Origin of the sequence: Arcobacter sp. CECT 8989, assembly GCF_004116715.1 — a bacterium.
Classification (GTDB): Bacteria; Campylobacterota; Campylobacteria; order Campylobacterales; family Arcobacteraceae; genus Halarcobacter.
The window spans coordinates 57,170-76,772 of record NZ_PDKE01000003.1 but is presented as its reverse complement, the minus strand read 5'-3'; the positions used below and the strand labels follow the sequence as shown (position 1 = coordinate 76,772).

General features: G+C 27.3%; 15 protein-coding genes. 8 read left to right on the top strand and 7 right to left on the bottom strand.

Annotation, left to right across the window (positions count from 1 at the left end; translation table 11 throughout):
- Positions 1–2: 2 nt before the first annotated feature.
- From CRV02_RS03890 to fliW, 4 genes are all read right to left on the bottom strand, one after another.
- Entirely contained in the window at positions 3–1,466 is a 1,464-nt protein-coding gene (locus tag CRV02_RS03890) for a peptidylprolyl isomerase (RefSeq protein ID WP_129089246.1), read from the bottom strand.
- Between the two features lie 68 nt (positions 1,467–1,534).
- Positions 1,535–3,835: an AAA family ATPase gene (locus CRV02_RS03885; protein WP_258239222.1), complete on the bottom strand. Its 2,301-nt coding sequence runs from the start codon at positions 3,833–3,835 to the stop codon at positions 1,535–1,537.
- Positions 3,836–3,837: 2 nt separating this feature from the next.
- On the bottom strand, positions 3,838–4,191 hold the full coding sequence (locus tag CRV02_RS03880) for a hypothetical protein (protein WP_258239221.1): 354 nt from the start codon (positions 4,189–4,191) through the stop codon (positions 3,838–3,840).
- Between the two features lie 18 nt (positions 4,192–4,209).
- Positions 4,210–4,584: a flagellar assembly protein FliW gene (gene fliW, locus CRV02_RS03875; RefSeq protein WP_129089244.1), complete on the bottom strand. Its 375-nt coding sequence runs from the start codon at positions 4,582–4,584 to the stop codon at positions 4,210–4,212.
- Between the two features lie 85 nt (positions 4,585–4,669).
- On the opposite strand from fliW, the gene CRV02_RS03870 reads away from it, so the two are divergent.
- The 4 genes from CRV02_RS03870 (at position 4,670) to fliP (ending at position 9,984) form a co-directional block, all read left to right on the top strand.
- Positions 4,670–6,598, top strand: coding sequence for a flagellar hook-length control protein FliK (locus CRV02_RS03870; protein ID WP_129089243.1), 1,929 nt, complete (start codon positions 4,670–4,672; stop codon positions 6,596–6,598).
- Position 6,599: 1 nt separating this feature from the next.
- On the top strand, positions 6,600–6,905 hold the full coding sequence (locus CRV02_RS03865) for an EscU/YscU/HrcU family type III secretion system export apparatus switch protein (RefSeq protein WP_129089242.1): 306 nt from the start codon (positions 6,600–6,602) through the stop codon (positions 6,903–6,905).
- A 494-nt stretch (positions 6,906–7,399) separates the two neighbouring features.
- The gene (gene mrdA, locus CRV02_RS03860; protein ID WP_258239220.1) at positions 7,400–9,181 is read left to right on the top strand and encodes a penicillin-binding protein 2; all 1,782 of its coding nucleotides are present in this window, start codon (positions 7,400–7,402) and stop codon (positions 9,179–9,181) included.
- Between the two features lie 65 nt (positions 9,182–9,246).
- A complete protein-coding gene (fliP, locus tag CRV02_RS03855; protein ID WP_129083376.1) occupies positions 9,247–9,984 on the top strand; it encodes a flagellar type III secretion system pore protein FliP in 738 nt (245 codons plus the stop codon).
- A 1-nt stretch (position 9,985) separates the two neighbouring features.
- Here fliP and CRV02_RS03850 read toward each other — a convergent pair whose 3' ends face one another.
- Positions 9,986–12,610, bottom strand: coding sequence for a transporter substrate-binding domain-containing protein (locus CRV02_RS03850; RefSeq protein ID WP_129089241.1), 2,625 nt, complete (start codon positions 12,608–12,610; stop codon positions 9,986–9,988).
- Positions 12,611–12,687: 77 nt separating this feature from the next.
- Positions 12,688–13,035 carry a cupin domain-containing protein gene (locus CRV02_RS03845; protein ID WP_129089240.1) on the bottom strand — a complete coding sequence of 116 codons (348 nt, stop codon included), beginning with the start codon at positions 13,033–13,035 and terminating at the stop codon, positions 12,688–12,690.
- Positions 13,036–13,263: 228 nt separating this feature from the next.
- Between CRV02_RS03845 and CRV02_RS03840 the strand changes: the two genes are divergently transcribed.
- The 4 genes from CRV02_RS03840 to CRV02_RS03825 are packed head-to-tail and all read left to right on the top strand — an operon-like array spanning position 13,264 to position 18,551.
- On the top strand, positions 13,264–14,607 hold the full coding sequence (locus CRV02_RS03840; RefSeq protein ID WP_129089239.1) for a TolC family protein: 1,344 nt from the start codon (positions 13,264–13,266) through the stop codon (positions 14,605–14,607).
- Positions 14,604–15,359: an efflux RND transporter periplasmic adaptor subunit gene (locus tag CRV02_RS03835; RefSeq protein WP_129089238.1), complete on the top strand. Its 756-nt coding sequence runs from the start codon at positions 14,604–14,606 to the stop codon at positions 15,357–15,359. Before CRV02_RS03840 ends, CRV02_RS03835 begins: the two co-directional genes overlap by 4 nt.
- Positions 15,352–16,881, top strand: a complete 1,530-nt coding sequence (locus CRV02_RS03830) for an efflux RND transporter permease subunit (protein WP_129089237.1) — start codon at positions 15,352–15,354, stop codon at positions 16,879–16,881. Before CRV02_RS03835 ends, CRV02_RS03830 begins: the two co-directional genes overlap by 8 nt.
- Positions 16,882–16,889: 8 nt before the next feature.
- A complete protein-coding gene (locus CRV02_RS03825; protein ID WP_258239219.1) occupies positions 16,890–18,551 on the top strand; it encodes an efflux RND transporter permease subunit in 1,662 nt (553 codons plus the stop codon).
- Here the strand turns inward: CRV02_RS03825 and CRV02_RS03820 are convergent.
- Complete coding sequence (locus tag CRV02_RS03820; RefSeq protein WP_129089236.1) at positions 18,541–19,539, bottom strand: hypothetical protein; 999 nt, start codon at positions 19,537–19,539, stop codon at positions 18,541–18,543. The two genes, CRV02_RS03825 and CRV02_RS03820, sit on opposite strands and share 11 nt — an antisense overlap.
- Between the last annotated feature and the right edge of the window lie 64 nt (positions 19,540–19,603).

The window sequence follows — 19,603 nt, the reverse complement described above, 5'->3', positions numbered from 1 at the left end:
TACTACTCCTCTAAAGAGATTGAAGATTGAACTTCATACCTATTTTCTAAATTTTTTATTAAGTTATTAATTAACTCTTGATTTAATAATTTATCTACTGTTGACCTAACAGCTTCATTTTTAGATTCATCATATTGTGCTAATCTTGTATCTTCTATCTTATATAATACAATTTTATTTCCTAAATTAACTTTTCCTTGTTTTTCAGTACTAGAGAAAAGTTTGTTTAAGAATGTTAAAGCCTCTTGTGGTTGAAGTTCAGGAATCTTTTCATAAGAGTCTCTTGATACATAACCTAAGCTTTTTCCTGAGAAGTTTTCTAACTCTTCGTTAGATAGTTTTTCTAAAGCTCTATTTAAAGCAACTGCTTCATAGTTTTGAGCCACTTGCTCTTTTGCTTTTTCATAAGATAATGGTTTAGGAAGACCTTTATTTAAAACTTTAACTACTACATAGTTTCCATTGTTGATAAATGGTTTTAAAATATCTCCTGGTACTGCACCATCAATTTTCTCTAAACCTTCTGCAGAGTATGCTAATTTGCTCTCTTCTACTTCAACCTCTTTTGTGAAGTTTTCTTCACCTTTTTTAAGTTTTAAATATTTTTTTAGAGCTTCTTTTTTAGTGGCTTTTTCACTTAATACTTGAATCATGTCTTCTTTTGCTTCATCAAATGATTTAAGTTTTCCATCTTCTTGTCTATAATCAGTTTTAAAGTTATTGTAGTGTTCTTTTAACTCATCTTCTGAAAAAGCTCCTTGCTCAACATTGATTTCTTCAATTGCTAACTTAACAGTTGGTTCAGAAACATAACTATTTTTGTTTTCTTCCCAATATTTTTTTAACTCATCTTCTGTTACATTAACTTTTACATTGTTTGCATTTAGAATTTTGATACTTACTTTATCTTCTGCAAATAGAAGTTTGTTTAAGTTTTCTAACTCTTTAGCATTTGCTTGAATTTGAAATAGTGATTCAATCTTTTGTAAAAGTAAATCTCTTTTAACTGAAGCTTCAAACTCTGTTGGGTTTGATCTATTTTGTTGTAATACTTTGATGTATGTGTCTTTATCAAATTTACCATCTTTTAAAAATGCTGGGATTAAAACTAATTGTTTTGCAATCTCTTCATTAGTAACATCAAGACCTAATTCATCTGCAAATGATAAGATAAGATTTTTTTGAATAATTAACTTATATGCTGCATCTTTTAATTTTAGTTTATCAGCCATCTCTTGATTGAACTGATTACCAAACATTCTTGCATATTGATCGTAAAGACTTGAATACTCTCTTTGGTATTCTTCAACAGTTACTTCTCTATCACCAACAACAGCTACTGCACCGCCTTTAGAACCGTAGTCGTAAGACCCCCATCCTACAAAACCAGCTCCTACGAAAGCTATTGTACTTATCCAAATAGTTATAACAAGCCACTTTTTATGTCTTTGCATCCACGTTATCATAAAATATTATCCTCTAAAAAATTTTAGATATAATACATAAAGATTACTTTTATAAAGGTAAAATTATTTTAAAGTTTTTTTGAAAGAAGGTCATTTATTACAGATTCACGTTTTGTTGTTTCTATTCTTTTACAAGCACTCTTAAAAGCCTCTTCCTCTCCAACAATAAAACACATATCTTTAGCTCTTGTAATTGCTGTATATAAAAGCTTAGTATTATGCATAATATAGTGAGAAAAACTCATTGGAATTAAAGCATTTTCATACTCCATTCCTTGGGTTTTATGAATCGTTAAACAATAAGCAAGTGATAATAATGAGCTTAATTCATCAAACTCATAAAATACGACCATATCATCATTTGGGTATAAAACTATACATTTTTGTTCTTCTGTATCAAGCTTTATTATAAGTCCAAGTTGTCCATTGAAAACTCTTTTTTCCATAAATTCAGTAGAGCCAGTTTTATACATATGCATAGTTTGAGCTTTCATATTCTCATTTTTAATATGAATAACTTTATCACTCATTTTATACTCATAAAGTTTACTTTTATAGCCCTCTTTTTTTGAGTGATTAAATAGTGATTGAAGCTGCATATTAAGATTTTCCACACCTAGAACTCCTGCTTTCATAGGAGTAATCACTTGAAAAAGTGTTAATGCTGAAGAAATCTCTTTTTTCTTTATATATTCATAATATTTTCGTATATAATGACTAGAAATATTTAAAATTGTATTTAAAATCGACTCACCTATTCTTGCTCTTACATCAGAAAACTCATTTTGAGAACTTGAATTTTTTACAGCATAATAATTGTTTATAGAAACATCAATAAACTCAAAATCTTTATAGTCACTTTTGTATTCAGGGACTTGCCCTTGCCTAATATCATTTGCAATTACAGCAATAGCTTGGTCTTCACTTTGTCTATAAATTTTTGTTAGTTTACATATTGGTGCTAAATCAAATTTAATAGCATCTGCTAAAATATTACCTGCTCCAATTGCAGGAAGCTGTCCATCATCACCTACTATTATAAGTATTGTATCATCATGGATTTTTTTAATAAGATTATAGAACATTACAGAGTTAACCATCGAAGCTTCATCAAGTAAAATTACTTTATGGGGGAAAAACTCTTTATCCTCATGTTTTACAAATAAAGATTGTATTGTTGAACTATTATATCCTGTAGTATCAGATATTCGTTGAGAAGCAATACCACTTAAAGCTATAGTTATAATATCATCATAAGCAACTATCTCTTCAAGTAACTCTAAAACTGCCCTACTTGAAGTTGATTTACCAGTTCCTGCGTAACCAATTAAAAATAGTGTTTTATGACCATCATTTATAAGTTCAACTGCTTTTTTCTGCTCTTCACTTAAAGTAAAACCTAAAGTTTTCTCTTTTTTTTCTATATATTCATCAAAAGAAGCAATTATCTTTTTATTTCTTTCGTTTTCTCTTCTTTGAAAAAACTCTAAAATTCTTCTTTCTGCAAAATATAACATTGAAGGAGAGATTCTATGTTCACTAGTTTGAAATACTTCTTCTTCAACAAGCATATCAGAAACTACTTTTTCATATAAAATCTCTTCATTTTTAAAATGTAGATTTTCATCTAAGAGTCTATAAAAATGTGACTTATCAATTGAAGAGTTTCCATTGTTATCACAAAACTCTCTTAAAGTATAGTTTACACAAGCACTAATTCTAAAATCAGACCTTGGGTCAATACCTAAAGCTTTTGCTATTTCATCTGCTCTTTTAAAACCAATACCCTTTATATTTATAAGAATATATGGATTGTTTTTTATTTTTTCAATTAAATTATCTACTTCACTAAAGTGAGAATAGATTTTATTAATTAAATTTGAAGTTACACCAAACTTTGATAGAAATTTCCCTAGCTCTCTTAAGTGTTTAAACTTTTGCCAAGAAGCAACTATCTTTTCTAGTTTTTTCTCTTTTATTCCTTTAAACTGTAAAAGTTCCCCTGGGTTTTCATTTAGTATTTTTACAAGTTCATCTTCTGTGTATTTTTCTAAAAGTTCTTTTGCAAACTTCTTTCCAACACCTTTTACTATTTTAGTTAAGAAAAAAAACATCTCTGCTTCTTTTAACTCTAAAGTCTCAAACTCAAACTGAACTCCATATTTTTTATGCGTTGTCCAGTTTCCCCTTAATAAAACCTCTTCTCCAACTATTTTTTCAATCTCAGTATCATAATAGTTACCACAAATTTTTTGGTTGTTTTCAAGGACTGCAATTACGTAGTTATTTTCTTCATTTTTATATAAAACTTTTTTCAAAACCCCTGAAAGATTAAAGGTTTTGTGTTCTTCATTAATAGATTCTGACAATCTTAATACCCATCATCAAATTTTGATTTTTTGTGTTTATCTTTTTTGTAAGTACTTCTTTTTTTCTCTTTTTGAATATGATTAGCCTCTTTTAGTAAAGATGCTCTTTCTTCTTCAAACTCTTCACTAGAAGTTTCAGCATATTGAAGTGTTTTATTGATAAATGCGATTAACTGAGTAAGATAAGGAGAGTTAAGGTCAACAGCCTTTACTCTTTTTATATCTTCATAATTTTTTTTAGTTCTCTCTTTGAAAAGCTCTTTATCAAAATTTTCTAATCTTAGTAGAGAAACAGTTCTAGTAAAGAACTTCTCTAATACTCTTATATATCTAACTCTTAGTTGTTTTTCGTGCATAAATATTCGAATCTTTTTTTAAAATTTTGGCAGTATGTCATTTAGACTATCTAAACCTAGTTCATGTAAATCTAAATGTATTTGTCCCATTTTCATTGATTTATTGTTCATTATTAATGGGGCAAAAATATTCATTGAAGAATCAGAAGTTTGAGCTTGTAATACAAATATATAAAAAATAGAAATATCAGAAATATTCTCTATTTCTAGCTTTGCTATAAAATCTTCAGGAAGTTCAAACTCCAAAGACTTTAGGGCTCCAAAACTCATAAGTCTAATAGTTTCGCCAGTTTCAACACCTTTTATCATAAAAAAGAAGTCATCTAATTTAGATAATTCAAACTCTTTTTCTCTTTCAAAGCCATCAATAGGAGTAACTACTTCAAATTTCATCTTCAACCTTTATTAATCAATTTGATTGTACAAAAATAAAAATTTGATGTCAATATATATAATATTTTATGATATACTTAAAATTATGATAGTTTCTAGTAATAATCTACTTAAAATTCTTTTGCCAAATGATAATAAAGTTTTAAAAGATGCTTTAAAACAAGCTGATATAAAAACCTTAGCAAATATAAAAAGTGGTGATATTAGTGTAGATGATATATTAAAAGACCTTTTTACTCAGGCTAAAACAGGAACTAAAACAAATGCTTCAATTGAGAACTTACTAAAAAACTCTGCTGTGTTTAAGGATTTAGGGAATTTTAGTAAAAACATAGAAACACTTTTAAAACAAACTTCCCAAAATGAGACCCTTCAGAAGTTTAAACCCCAACTGGAAGCTTTATTAAAAAACCTTGGAAATATTGATGAAAAAGTATTAAAAAACTCCCTTGAAAAATCAGGAGTATTTTTAGAAGCAAAGATGCTTTCTCAAACACAAAGTAAAACTTCTTTACCAAAAGAGTTGGAAAATATTTTAAATCAAATAAAGAGTATTTTAAAGCAGATTGATTTACCACAAGCAAAAAACATTTCTCAAACTATAGATAAACTGTTAAATCAAAATTTAAAAGGACTAGAAAGTAATCCTAGCGAAACTATAAAAGATTTAAAAACTTTAACTTCACAGTTAGAAACTCTTGGTAAATCATTACAAAATAAACAAACTGCAAACTTAGAGCAACTAACAAATAGTTTAAAAAATATATCAAACCGAGTACAATTAACTCAATCAAAAATAGATAATGGTTCAACTCAAGTAGAAAAGCTTATGCATAATAAAAGTGAAGCCTTTACAAATACAAGAGATGTATTGTTAAACCTAAAAAATGAGATTTTACAAAATAATAATCTACCAAATAAGGAAAATCTACTTAAACAAATAAATAATTTACTTCAAAGTAAAGAACTTAATACAAATATAAATACTTCTACTTTAAAAGCTGTTCCAAACCAAGCAAGTGAAACCTTAGCTACATTAAAAGAAGTAATTGTCTCTTTACAGAACAAACAAGTAGTTAATCCTGATAAGATTGTAAATAGTTTACAAAACTTAGCAACTCAACTTCAAACAAATCAAGTAAAAAATGAAGCATTAACTCAAGTAAAAGAGATCTTACAAAATTTAAAAAATGAGCTTATTTTAGATAAAAACATTCCCAATAAACAAGTTTTATTAAATCAAATAGATAATCTACTTCAAAACAAAAATATGGATTCTTTAAATTTAAAGCCTACTATTAACAATTTAACATCAAATATTGAAACTTTATTAAAGGATTTAAAAACAACTGTTGCACAACTAAACCAAGGGAATACAAACCAAGCAAGCTTTGAAAAAATAGATAAAGCCTTAGTAAAACTTGAACAAACAGCACAAAACTTTATACAAACTCTAAATAGAGGTGAAAATCCCAAAGGTGCAAATGCAAACTTACAAAATGATATGAAAGCTATTTTGTTAAAGGTGCAAGAAGAACTATCAACAAATACAACTGACCCAAAAGCAAGTGATACAGCAAAGCAAGTTGATAAAGTACTAACTCAAATAGAGTATCACCAACTTTTATCGCTAGTTTCAAATAGCAATAGTGTATATATACCTTTTATTTGGGATATGTTAGAAGATGGTTCTATTTCCATGAAAGAAGGAAAAGATGAAAAGTTTTATTGTGAGATAAATCTAAACCTAAAAGAGTTTGGAGAAACAAAGCTTTTACTTGGACTTTATGATAAAAATAAACTTGACTTAACAATCTATGCAACAAAAGATCATTTTAAAGAAGATATCAAAGAGAATATTTTCAAATTAAAAAGAGCTATGAACTCTGTTGAATTAATTCCTGTGAATATTCATATTTTAGATTTTGATAAAGATAAAAAAGAAGAAGTAAAAAAAACTGATGTTTATAATCAAAATATAAATCTTGGATTTGGGGTAGATATAAAGGCATAAAATGAATGAAAGAGAGATAAAAAAAGCTGTTGCCTTAGAGTATGATATTGAAGTAGATAATGCTCCTAAAATAGTTGCTAAAGGTAAAGGAGAAATTGCTAATAATATTATTAAAATTGCCCAAGATAATGATATACCAATAAAAAAAGATGAAGACCTTATTGAGCTTCTATCTGCTATTGATATAGAAAAAGAGATTCCTCCTAGTATGTATAAAGCAGTATCTGAGATTTTTGCTTTTATTTATGACTTAACAGCTCTTGAAAGAAAAAAAAGAGACTCTGAAAAAACAAATGATACAATTTGATATTTATGTAAGTATAGTTTTAATATAATCCCTTAAAAACGAAGAACTATATTACTAATGAAAATCAACAACCTAGACAATCCTTTTTATATATTTTTATTTTGTATTTTTGCATTGATTGTTAATACAGTTTCATCTATATACTTTTTTCCAATAATGTTACTGGGTATAGTATTTATTGCCTTTTATGTTTGTATGGAAAAAAACTACAACTACACCCTATTTTTCCTTGGAATCACAACCGTTATAATTGAGATAAACAATGGATTTAAGCCCTTTTCTGTAATTCTACTTTGCTTTTTTATTTATGCCTTTGTTATTCCCTATGTATCAAGAGTATTGTCAGTTGATGGAACTAACCTTTATGTTTATTTAGTAGTTTTTTATTGTGGTTTAGTGTTTTTATGGACATTAAATAATGAAATGAGCATTCAACTAAACTTTATTTTGCTTTTAAATTTAGTTGTTGACTTAATAATCTTTGGAGTGTTCATTTGATTAGATTAAAATTGATATTTATTTTTATTCTTGTTGTATTACTGACTTTACTTGCAAGGGTATATTTTCTAAGTATCAAATCAAATACTTATTATGAAGAACTATCAAAAAGAAACTATATTAAAAAAGTATATGAAGTTCCAAATAGAGGGATTATAAAAGATAGAAATGGAAAAGCCTTAGCTATGAATAAGCTTGGTTTCTCAATTAATTTAAAACCTCACTTAAGGTCATATAAAAATAAAGAAAGATTAGAAAAACTAATTACTCTAATAAATAAACACTTCCCAGAATATGAAAAAGAAAAGCTGTATAAAGAGTATAAAAAAACAGATTCACCATATAAACATGACTTTGTAAAGGTTGTAAAATATATTCCTTATGATAAATTCTTTAAAAAATATACTCTGTTTAACTCCCTTGATGATATACAAATTAAATCTGAGGTAAAAAGAGTTTATCCTTATAAACAAAATGCTTCACATATTATTGGATATGTAGGTAAAGCTTCAAGATTAGATATTGAAAGAAATCCTTTCTCAAAACATAGTGGTATTATTGGGAAAATTGGTCTTGAAAAATATTATAATGATAAACTTCAAGGGGAACTTGGGTTTAAAAATCTAAAAGTAAATGCACTAAATAAAGAGCTTGAAGTATTAGAAGAAGAAAAACCATCAAGTGATAATGACCTTACTATCTCAATTGATATTGAACTTCAAAAATATATCCAAGAAAACTTCCCAGGAAAAGGTGGAGCAGTTGTAGTAATGGATGCTCAAACAGGAGAACTTCTTACTGCTGGGTCTTTCCCTGAGTTTGATAATAATATCTTTGTTGATGGTATTTCAGTAAAAGAGTGGAATAAAATGAGAAATGACTTTAACCACCCTTTCACAAATAAACTGATTAATGGTAAATATCCTCCTGGTTCTGTTATAAAAATGGGTGTTGCCTTATCTTTCTTAGAAAATGGAATTAAACCAAGTTATACTGTTTTTGATACAGGAGCTATTACTTTAGGAAAAAGAAACTTTAGATGTTGGAAACAAAGAGGACATGGAAAAGTTGGTTTCTCTAAAGCAATTAGAGAGAGTTGTGATGACTTTTTCTATAAAGGAAGCCTAAAAATAGGAATAAATAATATTTCTGAAACACTTGCTAAATATGGTATTGGACAAAAGACTGGTATTGATTTAGATAATGAACACTATGGAACAAATCCAAATAAAGAGTGGAAACAACAAAGACATAATCTTCCTTGGTATGTAGGAGAGACGGTAATTACTTCAATTGGTCAAGGAGAAATGCTTACAACACCAATGCAAATTGCTAGATATACAGCATTTTTAGCAACAGGAAAACTTCCTAAACCGCACTTCTCAAAAGATAGTTATGAAGAACCTTTAGAGATTCCTCACGATGAAAAACATCTTGAACTTATTAGAAAAGGAATGTATGAAGTAAATAACCATAAAAAAGGAACTTTATACAGATATTCAAGAAATAGTATTATTACTATGGCTGGAAAAACAGGAACTGCACAAGTTGTAACTATCCCTCAATCTGAGAAAAAAAGAATGAAAGAGAGTGAACTAGAATACTACCATAGATCTCATGCTTGGATTACAGGTTATGGACCATTTAAAGGTGACAAAAAATATGTTGTTACAGTAATTGTTGAACATGGTGGGCATGGTGGAAGTGCAGCTGGTTTTTTAGTTAAAAATATTTATAAAAAGCTATATGAGTTTGGTTATATAAAAGACCCAAAATAAGCATATCTTGGAGATTTAATAACTTTTTCGATATAGTAATTTCTTATTTTATTTGAGGACGATATTTGAAACTAATATTTAGTTTATTAATTTTTTCTATTTCATTACTTTTTGCACAAGAAGAAGCTGCACCACCTGTTATTAATCTTTCTATTGCAGCACTAGAAGAACCAGCACAATTTGTTAAAACAATCAACATTGCTATTATCTTAACTCTTTTAGTTTTAGCCCCTACTTTACTTTTAATGGTTACAAGCTTTACAAGACTGATTATTGTTTTTTCATTACTTAGACAAGCATTAGGACTACAGCAAACACCTCCTAATCAAATTATCATTTCATTATCTTTAATTTTAACAATTTTTATTATGGAGCCATATTTTAAAAAATCTTGGGATGATGCTATTGTTCCATATATGGATGAAAAAATAGGTTATGAAGTAGCTTTTGAAAATGGAGTTAAACCTTTCAAAGAGTTTATGATTAAAAATACTAGAGAGAAAGATTTAGCACTATTTTATAGAATAAAAAAAGAAGAAAACCCTAAAAATATTGACGATGTGCCATTAACTCTTTTAATGCCTGCATTTATTGTAAGTGAGCTTAAGACAGCATTTGAAATAGGTTTCTTAATCTTCTTACCTTTCTTAGTAATTGATATTATTGTAGCATCTATTTTAATGTCCTTGGGTATGATGATGCTTCCACCTGTTATGATTTCTCTGCCCATAAAGATAATTTTCTTTATTGTAATTGATGGATGGGCATTGATTATTGGAAATCTCGCCCAGTCCTTTAAGTGACTTATTCAACAAAGGTGTAAGGTATTTCTATAGAGAACTTTGCACCATTTTTTGTATTCTCTACATAAAGTTTTCCCTTTAAACTCTCAGTAACAATTTTATAACTCATATGTAATCCTAAACCTGTACCTTGTGATTTATGTTTTGTTGTAAAATATGGATCAAAAATTTTATCAATTATCTTTTCAGGAATTCCCTTTGCATTATCTTCAATAGTTAGTAAAAAGCATTTCTCTTTTTTCTCTAAGTTTAACTCTATCCATGGCTCTTTTATATCATTTTCTTTAATTGCATCCTTCGCATTATTTATTATATTTATAAGCACTTGATCTAACTCTCCTACTATTGTAGTAAAGATAAATTTTTCATTATCTATATTATTTTTTAATTGAATATATCTACTCTTTAATGAATCACTTACAATACTAATTACTAAGTTTAATCTATCTTGTAAAACAACCTCTTTTTTCTCTTTTTCCTCTTTTAAAAAGTTTCTAAAAGTTTCAATTGTATTTGATAAATATTTTGTAGTACTAAGGATACGATTCATATCCTCTGATATTACATTATATTCAGGTTTATTTCCTAAATCTATATTCAAACTAAGACCTGAAGAGATAGTAGAAATTGTACTTAAAGGCTGTCTCCATTGATGAGCTATATTTTCTATCATTTCTCCCATTTGTGCTTGTTTTGTTTGAGATTCTAATTGTTTAACATGTGTTATATCAATTACACTTATTATTCTAATATTCTTATCTTTTAATTTTGAGTTTCTAAATAAAGCATGAAACTTACTTCCATCTTTTCTTTGTGCTAATAGCTCAATATTATCTTCTAAATTATCTCTTTCTTTATATACTAACTTTTTTGATTCTCTTGAAATAAAATTATCAAAAACCATACCTTTCATATCTTTCTTATCAAGATAAGCAAAGATATTTACCGCACTTTGATTTGAATCTACTAACATATCTTCTTTAAAAATTAATATTGCTTCCATCGTAGAATCAATTAATTGAGAAAACTCATTAATAGATTTTTTCATTAGGTACTGTTTGTAAATAAAAAATAAAAGAATCACAGAAAAAAATAAAAGGATTTCCCATATCAAGCTGTAATCAATAGTTTTCTCATATTTTATAATAATCCAATTATTAAGTATTTTCTGTTTTTGCTCTACACTAACACTATTTATTAGTTTTTCTATAATATCAACTAAAATAGGCTCATCTTTTCTTACACCAGAACTTAATTCCCAATATATATCAGCTTCACCAGCTATTTTTAGCTTAGTTTTTTGTTTTGATTGAAGAGCATAACTGATAGTTGCAAAAGAGTCTACATATCCAAAAACTTCTCCTTTTGATACTAACTCTAAACCTTTTGAAATGTTATCAACATATTCTAAATTTAGCTTAGGATATTTTTTTAATAAACTCTTTGCTATTCCATAACCTTTTACAATTGCTACTTTTCTGTTTTCTAACATTTCAAAGTTATTAATAAATGAAATATCTAATTTTGTTGCAATTACAATTGGTATTTTTAAATATGAAGATGTAAAATTGAAAAATTTTTCTCTCTCTTTTGTATGAGTTATAAAAGAAACCATATCACACTTTTTATTCTTCATATATTCTAAAGATTGACTCCAAGAGTCTGTTTTTATAGTGTTAAACTTTAATCCAGATTTTTGTGAAAAAAGTTTAAAATAATCAGCACTAAGACCAATATGATTACCCCTTTTATCAAAACTTTCATAAGGTAACCAATCTGGGTCAATACATAGATTTATACTCTTTTTCCTATCTAAGTACTCTTGTTCTTTTTCATTAAAAATAACATTTGAAGCAAGCATTTCACCAAACCATTTCTTATTTAATGCTTCAATTTTTTCAATTGAAGTATTGTCATAAGCTTTATTTATTATTGAAATTAAAATAGAATTATCTTTAAGTGCAGCATAATGATTATCATTAAGCCTTGAACCATATAGATTTTTAACTGGATCTGAAGTTTTTAAATTAGTGTATCCATACTTCTTTATATAATAATTAATAACTTTATTACTATCTATTATTGCATCAATTTCTCCAATACTTAAGGCATTTAGCTTTTCTTCAATATTTTTGTAAAATACCATTTTAATTTGAGGAAATTTTTTAAAAAACTCTACTTCAACCCAACCTTTTGAAACACCTACTTTTTTACCAAAAAGGTTGTTTATATTATCAATATCTTTTTCATCTTTTCTAATTATATAACTTTGAATAACCTTAGAATAACCTGTAGAAAAAGACATTGTTTTTTCTCTTTCTTTAGTTTTATAAATAGTATGAATAATATCTAGCTTTCCACTGTATAAATCTTCTAACAATTGAGTCCAAGGCTTTGTTGAATATTTAATTTTAAGCCCTGTGTTTTTTAATATAAGTTCCAATAGGTCAATTGAGTATCCTGATGGTTTGCCATTTCGATTAAAATCATAAGGTTCATAATCAAACTCATTAGAAACAGTTATATATTTCTTATTATCTATATATTTTAGTTCTTTATCATTGAAGATAGTTTTAGAAAACAAAATAGTAGAAAGAAAAAGTAAAATAGAAAGTAACTTAACCATAATATAATCTTTTATAATAATGTTATATTATGGTATATACTTCTTCCTTATAAATAAGTAATAAAAAAAAAGTTATTTTATATGAAAGTTATTTCATCTTCTTTAGTAGTAATCATACATAAAAATTCATAATCACTTCCATAACAGGCTTCATAGTAATGTTCAACTCCTGCTGGAATATAAATAAAGTCACCCTTCTTTGCTTTATACTCTTCAGTTCCTACAACTACTTTTGCCTCACCACTTAAAACAAACTGTTGATGTTGTATTATATTTGTATGATTTGGCATTGAGCCACCACTTTTTAAAACTATTTTTCTAACAATAAAGTCTTTATCTTCATTTGGTGTTAAAACTGCGATACTAGCTTTGTCCGTTTTAGGAATATGGTTTTGTTCAAAACTATTTGAATCTTTTAAATACATACTTATCCTTTTAAATTTATGAAAAATATTATACTATAAATAAAAGGATTTAATTAAATGGAAAACTTACAGAATGAAATTATAAGCTTTATAGTTATTGCTATTGTTGTGTTACTTTTAGCACTCTTGACTAAAAAAACTGAAGATAAATATAGATAAATTTTTCTTATAGTTGTTTTATTAAATTTTTTAATGTATAATCCCATTAAATAAACTCCAGGAGCATATATGCATAAGTTGATATTATATATATTATTACTATCAACATTTGGTTTTTCTCAAACAATTAGCTTTGAAAAAGCATTAAGTTCTACTATTGAATATAGTAAGAAAATCAAACAGCAAGAAATAGAAATAAAACAAAAAAATGAAGAGTTAAAAAAAGTAAAATCTTTCTCTTATGGAAATATTGACTTAATACATGAAGCAAGTAAAACAAACCATGCTGGTCATGTGTTTAACTCTAAACTTTCATCAAGAGAAGCTACCTTTGAGGACTTTGGATTTTCGCAATTTGGACAAGCAATCACAACTGAACCTGAAGACTTAAACTATCCAGATAGTAGAAAAAACTTTAATACAAAACTTACCTACTCTATTCCTTTATTTACAGGTTTTAAACTATCAAGTCAAGAGGACATTTTATCTTTACAAAAAAAAGCAGAGCAAATAAAACTAAATATAGATATAAACTATTTATCACTAGAGGTTTTAAAAGCTTATAATAATGCAGTTGTTGCAAAAGAGTTTTTAGAAGCTTCTAAAAATGCCTTGATTGCAGTAAAAAAATATGAAGATACTGCAAGTGAGTTTTATAAAGAGGGACTTGTAACAAAGATTGACAAAAAACAAGCCCAAGTTAAAAGACTAAATACACAAAGTAGTTTTATTCAAGCAAAAAACAATTTTGAATTATCATTAGCTTATCTTAGTTTTTTAAGCGGAATTGAAAATATAACAGATGTAAAAAAACTTAAAAAATATGAGATAAATAAAAATATAGATACTTCTTCTGCTTTAGAAAAAAGAGATGAAATAAAAATACTAAAAACTACAAATAACCTTTATAAAAAGAATATTGAATTAAATAAAGCCTCATATTATCCATCTGTTTATTCATATGTCGAATATGGATTTAATGACAATAAAATCACTTCAAAGGATGAGAAAGATTACTACATGGCTCTTGTTGGAGTTAAATTTACAATTTTTGATGAAACAAGAGAACATGACTTACAAAAAAGTAAACTAGAATATAAAAAATCACTTCTTCAAAAAAAAGAGTTAGAAGATAGTATTAAATTAGAAGTAAAAAAAGCAAAACTAAATCTAAATGCAAAAAGTAAAGTACTAGAAGAGAAGCTAAAAGCAAAAGAGTTAGCATATGAAGTTTTAGAACAATCAAAACTAATGTACAAGAATAAACTAATCTCTATGTCTGAACTACTTAAACAAGAAGCTATTTATAGACAAAATGAAGCTGAATTAATTTTATCAAAATATGAAAACTCACTTGCTATGGCACAATTTAATCTAGCTTTAGGAAATGACTTATTTAAAGGGAACAAATGAAAAAGATACTAATATTAACTATTTTACTGATTATAAATCTACAAGCACTTGAAATAAGTGGTACAGTCATTTCAGACAATGAAAAAGTGATTACAAGTAAGTTTATGGGTTTAATTAAAAAAGTAAATGTAAAAGAAGGAGACTTCGTAAAAAAAGGACAAACTCTTTATGAAATAGACTCTTCAAATATTGATAGTCTAAAAAAAGAAGCTCTATTTAATAAACAAATCTTAGAAAATAGTCTTGAAAATATAAAACTAAACTATGAAAGATATGAAAGATTATATAAAAAAGATTTAGTATCAAAATATGATTTAGAGCAATTAGAACTTAAATTTAAAAATACAAAAAGTCAATTGAGTATTGCAAAAGCGAAGGTAAAAGAAGTTCTAAAACAGTATGATTATTTAAAGATAAAAGCTCCAAATAATGGTTTAATCATTAAAAAAAGTATTAAACAAGGAGAGATAGCAGTACCCTCTATGCCTGCTTTTATTCTTACAGATTTAGACTCTTTAAAAATAAAATCTTCAATCGCAGAATCAGCTTTACAAGTAGTTAAAATAGGAACTAAGGCAAAGATTAATATAGAATCAATCAACCTTCAAACAACAGGTGTTGTAACTTCTATAATTCCAGATACAAACAGTATGACTCACTCTTTTATCATAAAACTTTCATTTGATAAAAAAGATAAACAAATCTATCCAGGAATGTATACAAAGGTATATTTGGAGCTAAATAATGAATGATAATTTAAATATTGCAGGGAAACTAGCAAAAACTTTTATAGAACATCCTCTTACACTTATTTTATCAATCTTTATACTTATACTAGGATTTATCTCTTTAGAGTTTATGCCAAGAGAAGAGAACCCTCAAATAAAAGTTAGTGGAGGAGCAGTTATAGTTGCACTTCCAGGAGCAAAACCTAATGAAATACAAAAGGTAATAATAGAACCACTGGAAAAGAAAATTAGAGAAATCAAAGGGGTTGAATATATTTATTCATATGCAAAAGACTCAGTAGGAATAGTACAAGTTCAATACTATATTGGAGAAGATAAAGAAGAATCAAACCTAAAGCTATATGACCAAATCATGAAAAACATAGATATGCTACCTACGGGGGCTTTACCTCCGATAGTTAAAACAATGGATATTGATACAGATATTCCTATTGCAACCCTTGCTTTTTATACAAATGATAAGATTTTAAGTCAAGCAGAACTTTACAATGAAGTAAGTAAATTAGGCCATGAGATAAACAAGATTGAAAATGTAGCCTTAGTTGATTTAAAAGGAGAGAAAAAAGATCAATACAATGTACAAATTGATGCAAATAAACTTTCACAATATAACCTAACTATAGGACAAATTGTAAATAGAATAAAAGCCTTAGCTCATACAATGCCAAGCATAAAAAGTGACAACTTGCAAAATGATTTAACAATTTTAAATATCAAAAATGCAATAGAGTCAAAAGAGGATTTAGAAAACATAATTATCTCATATAACTATGGTGTGGCTGTCTATTTAAAAGATGTTGCAAATATTGAAAAATCATATGATATACAAAATAAAAAAGAAGCAATACTTTATACAAAAGAGTTAAAAGATGGTATTTTTCAAACAACTCTTACAGTTTCAAAACTAAAAGGTTCAAACTCCGTTACTATAAATGAAAAGATATTCTCTTACATGGAAACTAAAAAAGATGAGTTAGCAAAAAAAGGTATAAAATATGTCATAACAAGAGATGATGGATATACAGCAAACAATGCTGTAAACTCTTTAGTTCAGAACTTACTTATCTCTATTTTAATTATTGCTATTTTACTTATCTTTACACTTGGAGTAAAAGAAGCAATGATAGTTTCATTACTTGTGCCAATGATTTTATCTCTAACTTTATTTGTAGGCTTTTTATTAGATGAAACCATAAATAGAATCACACTGTTTGCTCTAATTGTAAGTCTTGGTATGCTTGTAGATGCTGCTATTATTGTAATAGAAAACATAGTTAGACACAAAAAAGAAGATAAAGAAAAGCTTGATATAAAAGCCTTATCAATAAATGCTACAAATGAGATTGGAAATGCAACAAATGTTGCAACGGTAGCTATTATCATGACTTTTATTCCTATGTTTTTTGTGGGAGGAATGATGGGACAGTTTATGCACCCTCTTCCTGTTTTTGTTCCTATTGCACTTGTAGTATCATTGATTGTTGCATATGTGTTTACACCATATTTAGTTAAAAAGTTTCTGTAAGGATTTAGATGATGAAATTAGAAAAATTTATTTATAATATACTTGAAAATCCTTCTAAATCTATTGTTGTTTATGCAATAACCTTAGGACTTTTTATTTTAAGTATTTTAACCTTTCCTACAGAAATCACAAAAGCTAAAATGCTTCCAAGTAAAGACTCAGATACTTTTTCGGTATATGTTGATTTAAAAGATGGCTCTTCAACAAAACAAACAAAAGAAGTTACATCTTGTATTTCTAAGATACTTATAAATAAAGAGCTTGTAACAAATGTCTCTGTTTTTATAGGAGAAGGTCAACCTTTAGATTTTGCAGCTCTTGTTAAACAAAGTGCTTTAAAAGACAAGCAATCTCAAGCAGAGATAATGGTAAATATAAAAAAAGCCTCAAATAGAAATATACAAAGCTACAATTTTGTAAGTGATATTAGGAAAGAACTTCAAAATCAGTGTTCAAAATATGACGCAAATATCAAACTTATAGAACTACCTGCTGGACCACCAGTTTTAGCCTCTATTGTTGCTGAAATCTATGGAGGAAACTCTTTTGAAAATAGACGGGAGTTTGCACAAAAAGTTGCTAAAGTTTTAGAAAATCAAGAGACTTTAGTGGATGTTGATGTCATGGCTGATGATTTATATAATAAGTTTGAAGTAAGCCTAGATAATAATAAGATAATTCAAAGTGCCCTTTCTTTAGAACAAGTAAAAAACACTCTATATTTAAGCTTTGAAGGTTTAGAAGTTGCTGTTGTAAATGAAGAAGATAAACAAAGTCAGATACCTATATTTTTAAGACTTGATAATAATAGAGTTTTTAATGAAAATAGCAAAGAAGCTATCTTAGAGCAGTTTTCAAAATTAAAACTTATAAATAAACATGGCTTTAAAGTACCACTTAGTGAACTAGTAAGTATTAAAGAAGTAGAAAAAGAAGCAACACTAACTTCTAAGAACCTTGCTAAAATGATTAATGTAATTGCTGAAACAAATAAAGATAGCCAAATATACCCTCTTTTAGATGCTAGAACACAGTTTTTAAAAGACTTTGATGACAACTATGAAGTTACAAAAGCAGATATACTAAACCTAGAATTTACTCACAAATTAACAAAAGAAAAATTCAAGCTTGTCTGGGATGGAGAGTTAAAAGTAACTATAGATACTTTTATTGATTTAGGTGGAGCATTTATTATAGCTTTAGTATTAATCTTCTTTTTAATGGTTGTTTACTACAAAAGCTTTGCCCTTTCTGGTGGAATTGTACTAGCCTCTTTTGTCTCTATTATTGGAGTTATCTTTGCTCATATTATAATGGATGTTATAACAACAGATACTTTCTATTTAACTGCAACTTCTTTGATTGGATTTATTGGTCTTATAGGAATTAACTCAAGAAATTCAACACTTATAATTGATTTTTCTAAACAGTTAGTAGAAGAAAAAGGTCTTAGTATAAATGAAGCAATAGCACGGGCTACTGCGACAAGATCAAAACCTATTATTCTAACTGTTTTAACAATGGTATTTGCCTCAACTTTACTTGCAACAGATGCAGTATTTGGAGGCTTAGGGGTTGCACTTATTGGAGGAACATTGATGTCTTATGTTGTATCAATGTTTTTTGTTCCAGTAATTATCAAAAAGCATGTAAAAAAGATTATTGTTTAAACTGGCTTATCATCTGCAAAATTTCAGACTCTTTAGCACTATCTTCTCTTATATCTTTAGAAAGTGCTAAAGTATCAATTGTTTTCATTGCTTTTTGTATTCTTTGAAGAAAGTTTTTTGAGTCTTCATCTAAAGAGTTTTCTTCACTGCTTAAACTATTTTCATTGTTTTTTATAACAACTTCACCGCTAACTCTTTTTTGCAGTTTTGCAATCTCTTTTTCTGCATTACTTAACATCTCTTCTACTTCACTCTTAGAGTAATTACCCTCTTTGATTTTTTCTTTTAACTCTATTAAAAGTTTTTCAATTACTTCAAGTTCAGAAGTAGTAAAGCCTGTTTTTAAAAGAGATAAGATATCTTCATATAATGCTTTTGTTTCTTCAATATTCTCTTCTTCTTTTTTTGATGTTTTTTCTTTGCTTGAACTAGTATCATCTTCTACACTATTACCTTTGAAAAAAGATAATACATCTGAAAGAAGATTAATCATAGCACTTGTGTCTCCTCCAAACTTTTGTGCATTTTGTTCCAAGGTATCTATTTCATCTTCAAAGTAGTTTTTAATAGAACCCAAAGAAGCAAACTCTTCTTTTACATTTTTAGGATGATTTCCAGGAACTATTTTTCCATTTTCATCTTCTACTAATCCACTAGAAAAAGAAGACCAAAGATTAACGTTTAACATCATAAATTCACGGTCATCCATTCCTGATAAATACTCTATAAAATCATTTCTTAGATTTTCATCTCTTTGCAAAACTGTACCATCAAAATAGTGTTCTTCACCATTTTTAAACCAAGTATTGTATCGTTGGATTCCAAGTGCATTTTTCTCTTCAAACTGTTTTTGTTCTTCTTCTGACATATTAGAAGAGATTTCTTGAGTAGTTTTTAAATATGAAGAAAAAGAGTCTTCAGAAGTAGTTTTCTCTTTCTTTGAATAAGTTGTTTGAGAAAACATTTGTGTATCAAGTGAGATTTCCACAGCTTAACCTTTATAATCAATTATATTTTTAATAATATTTTTTTTGATTATATATTCTTTTATA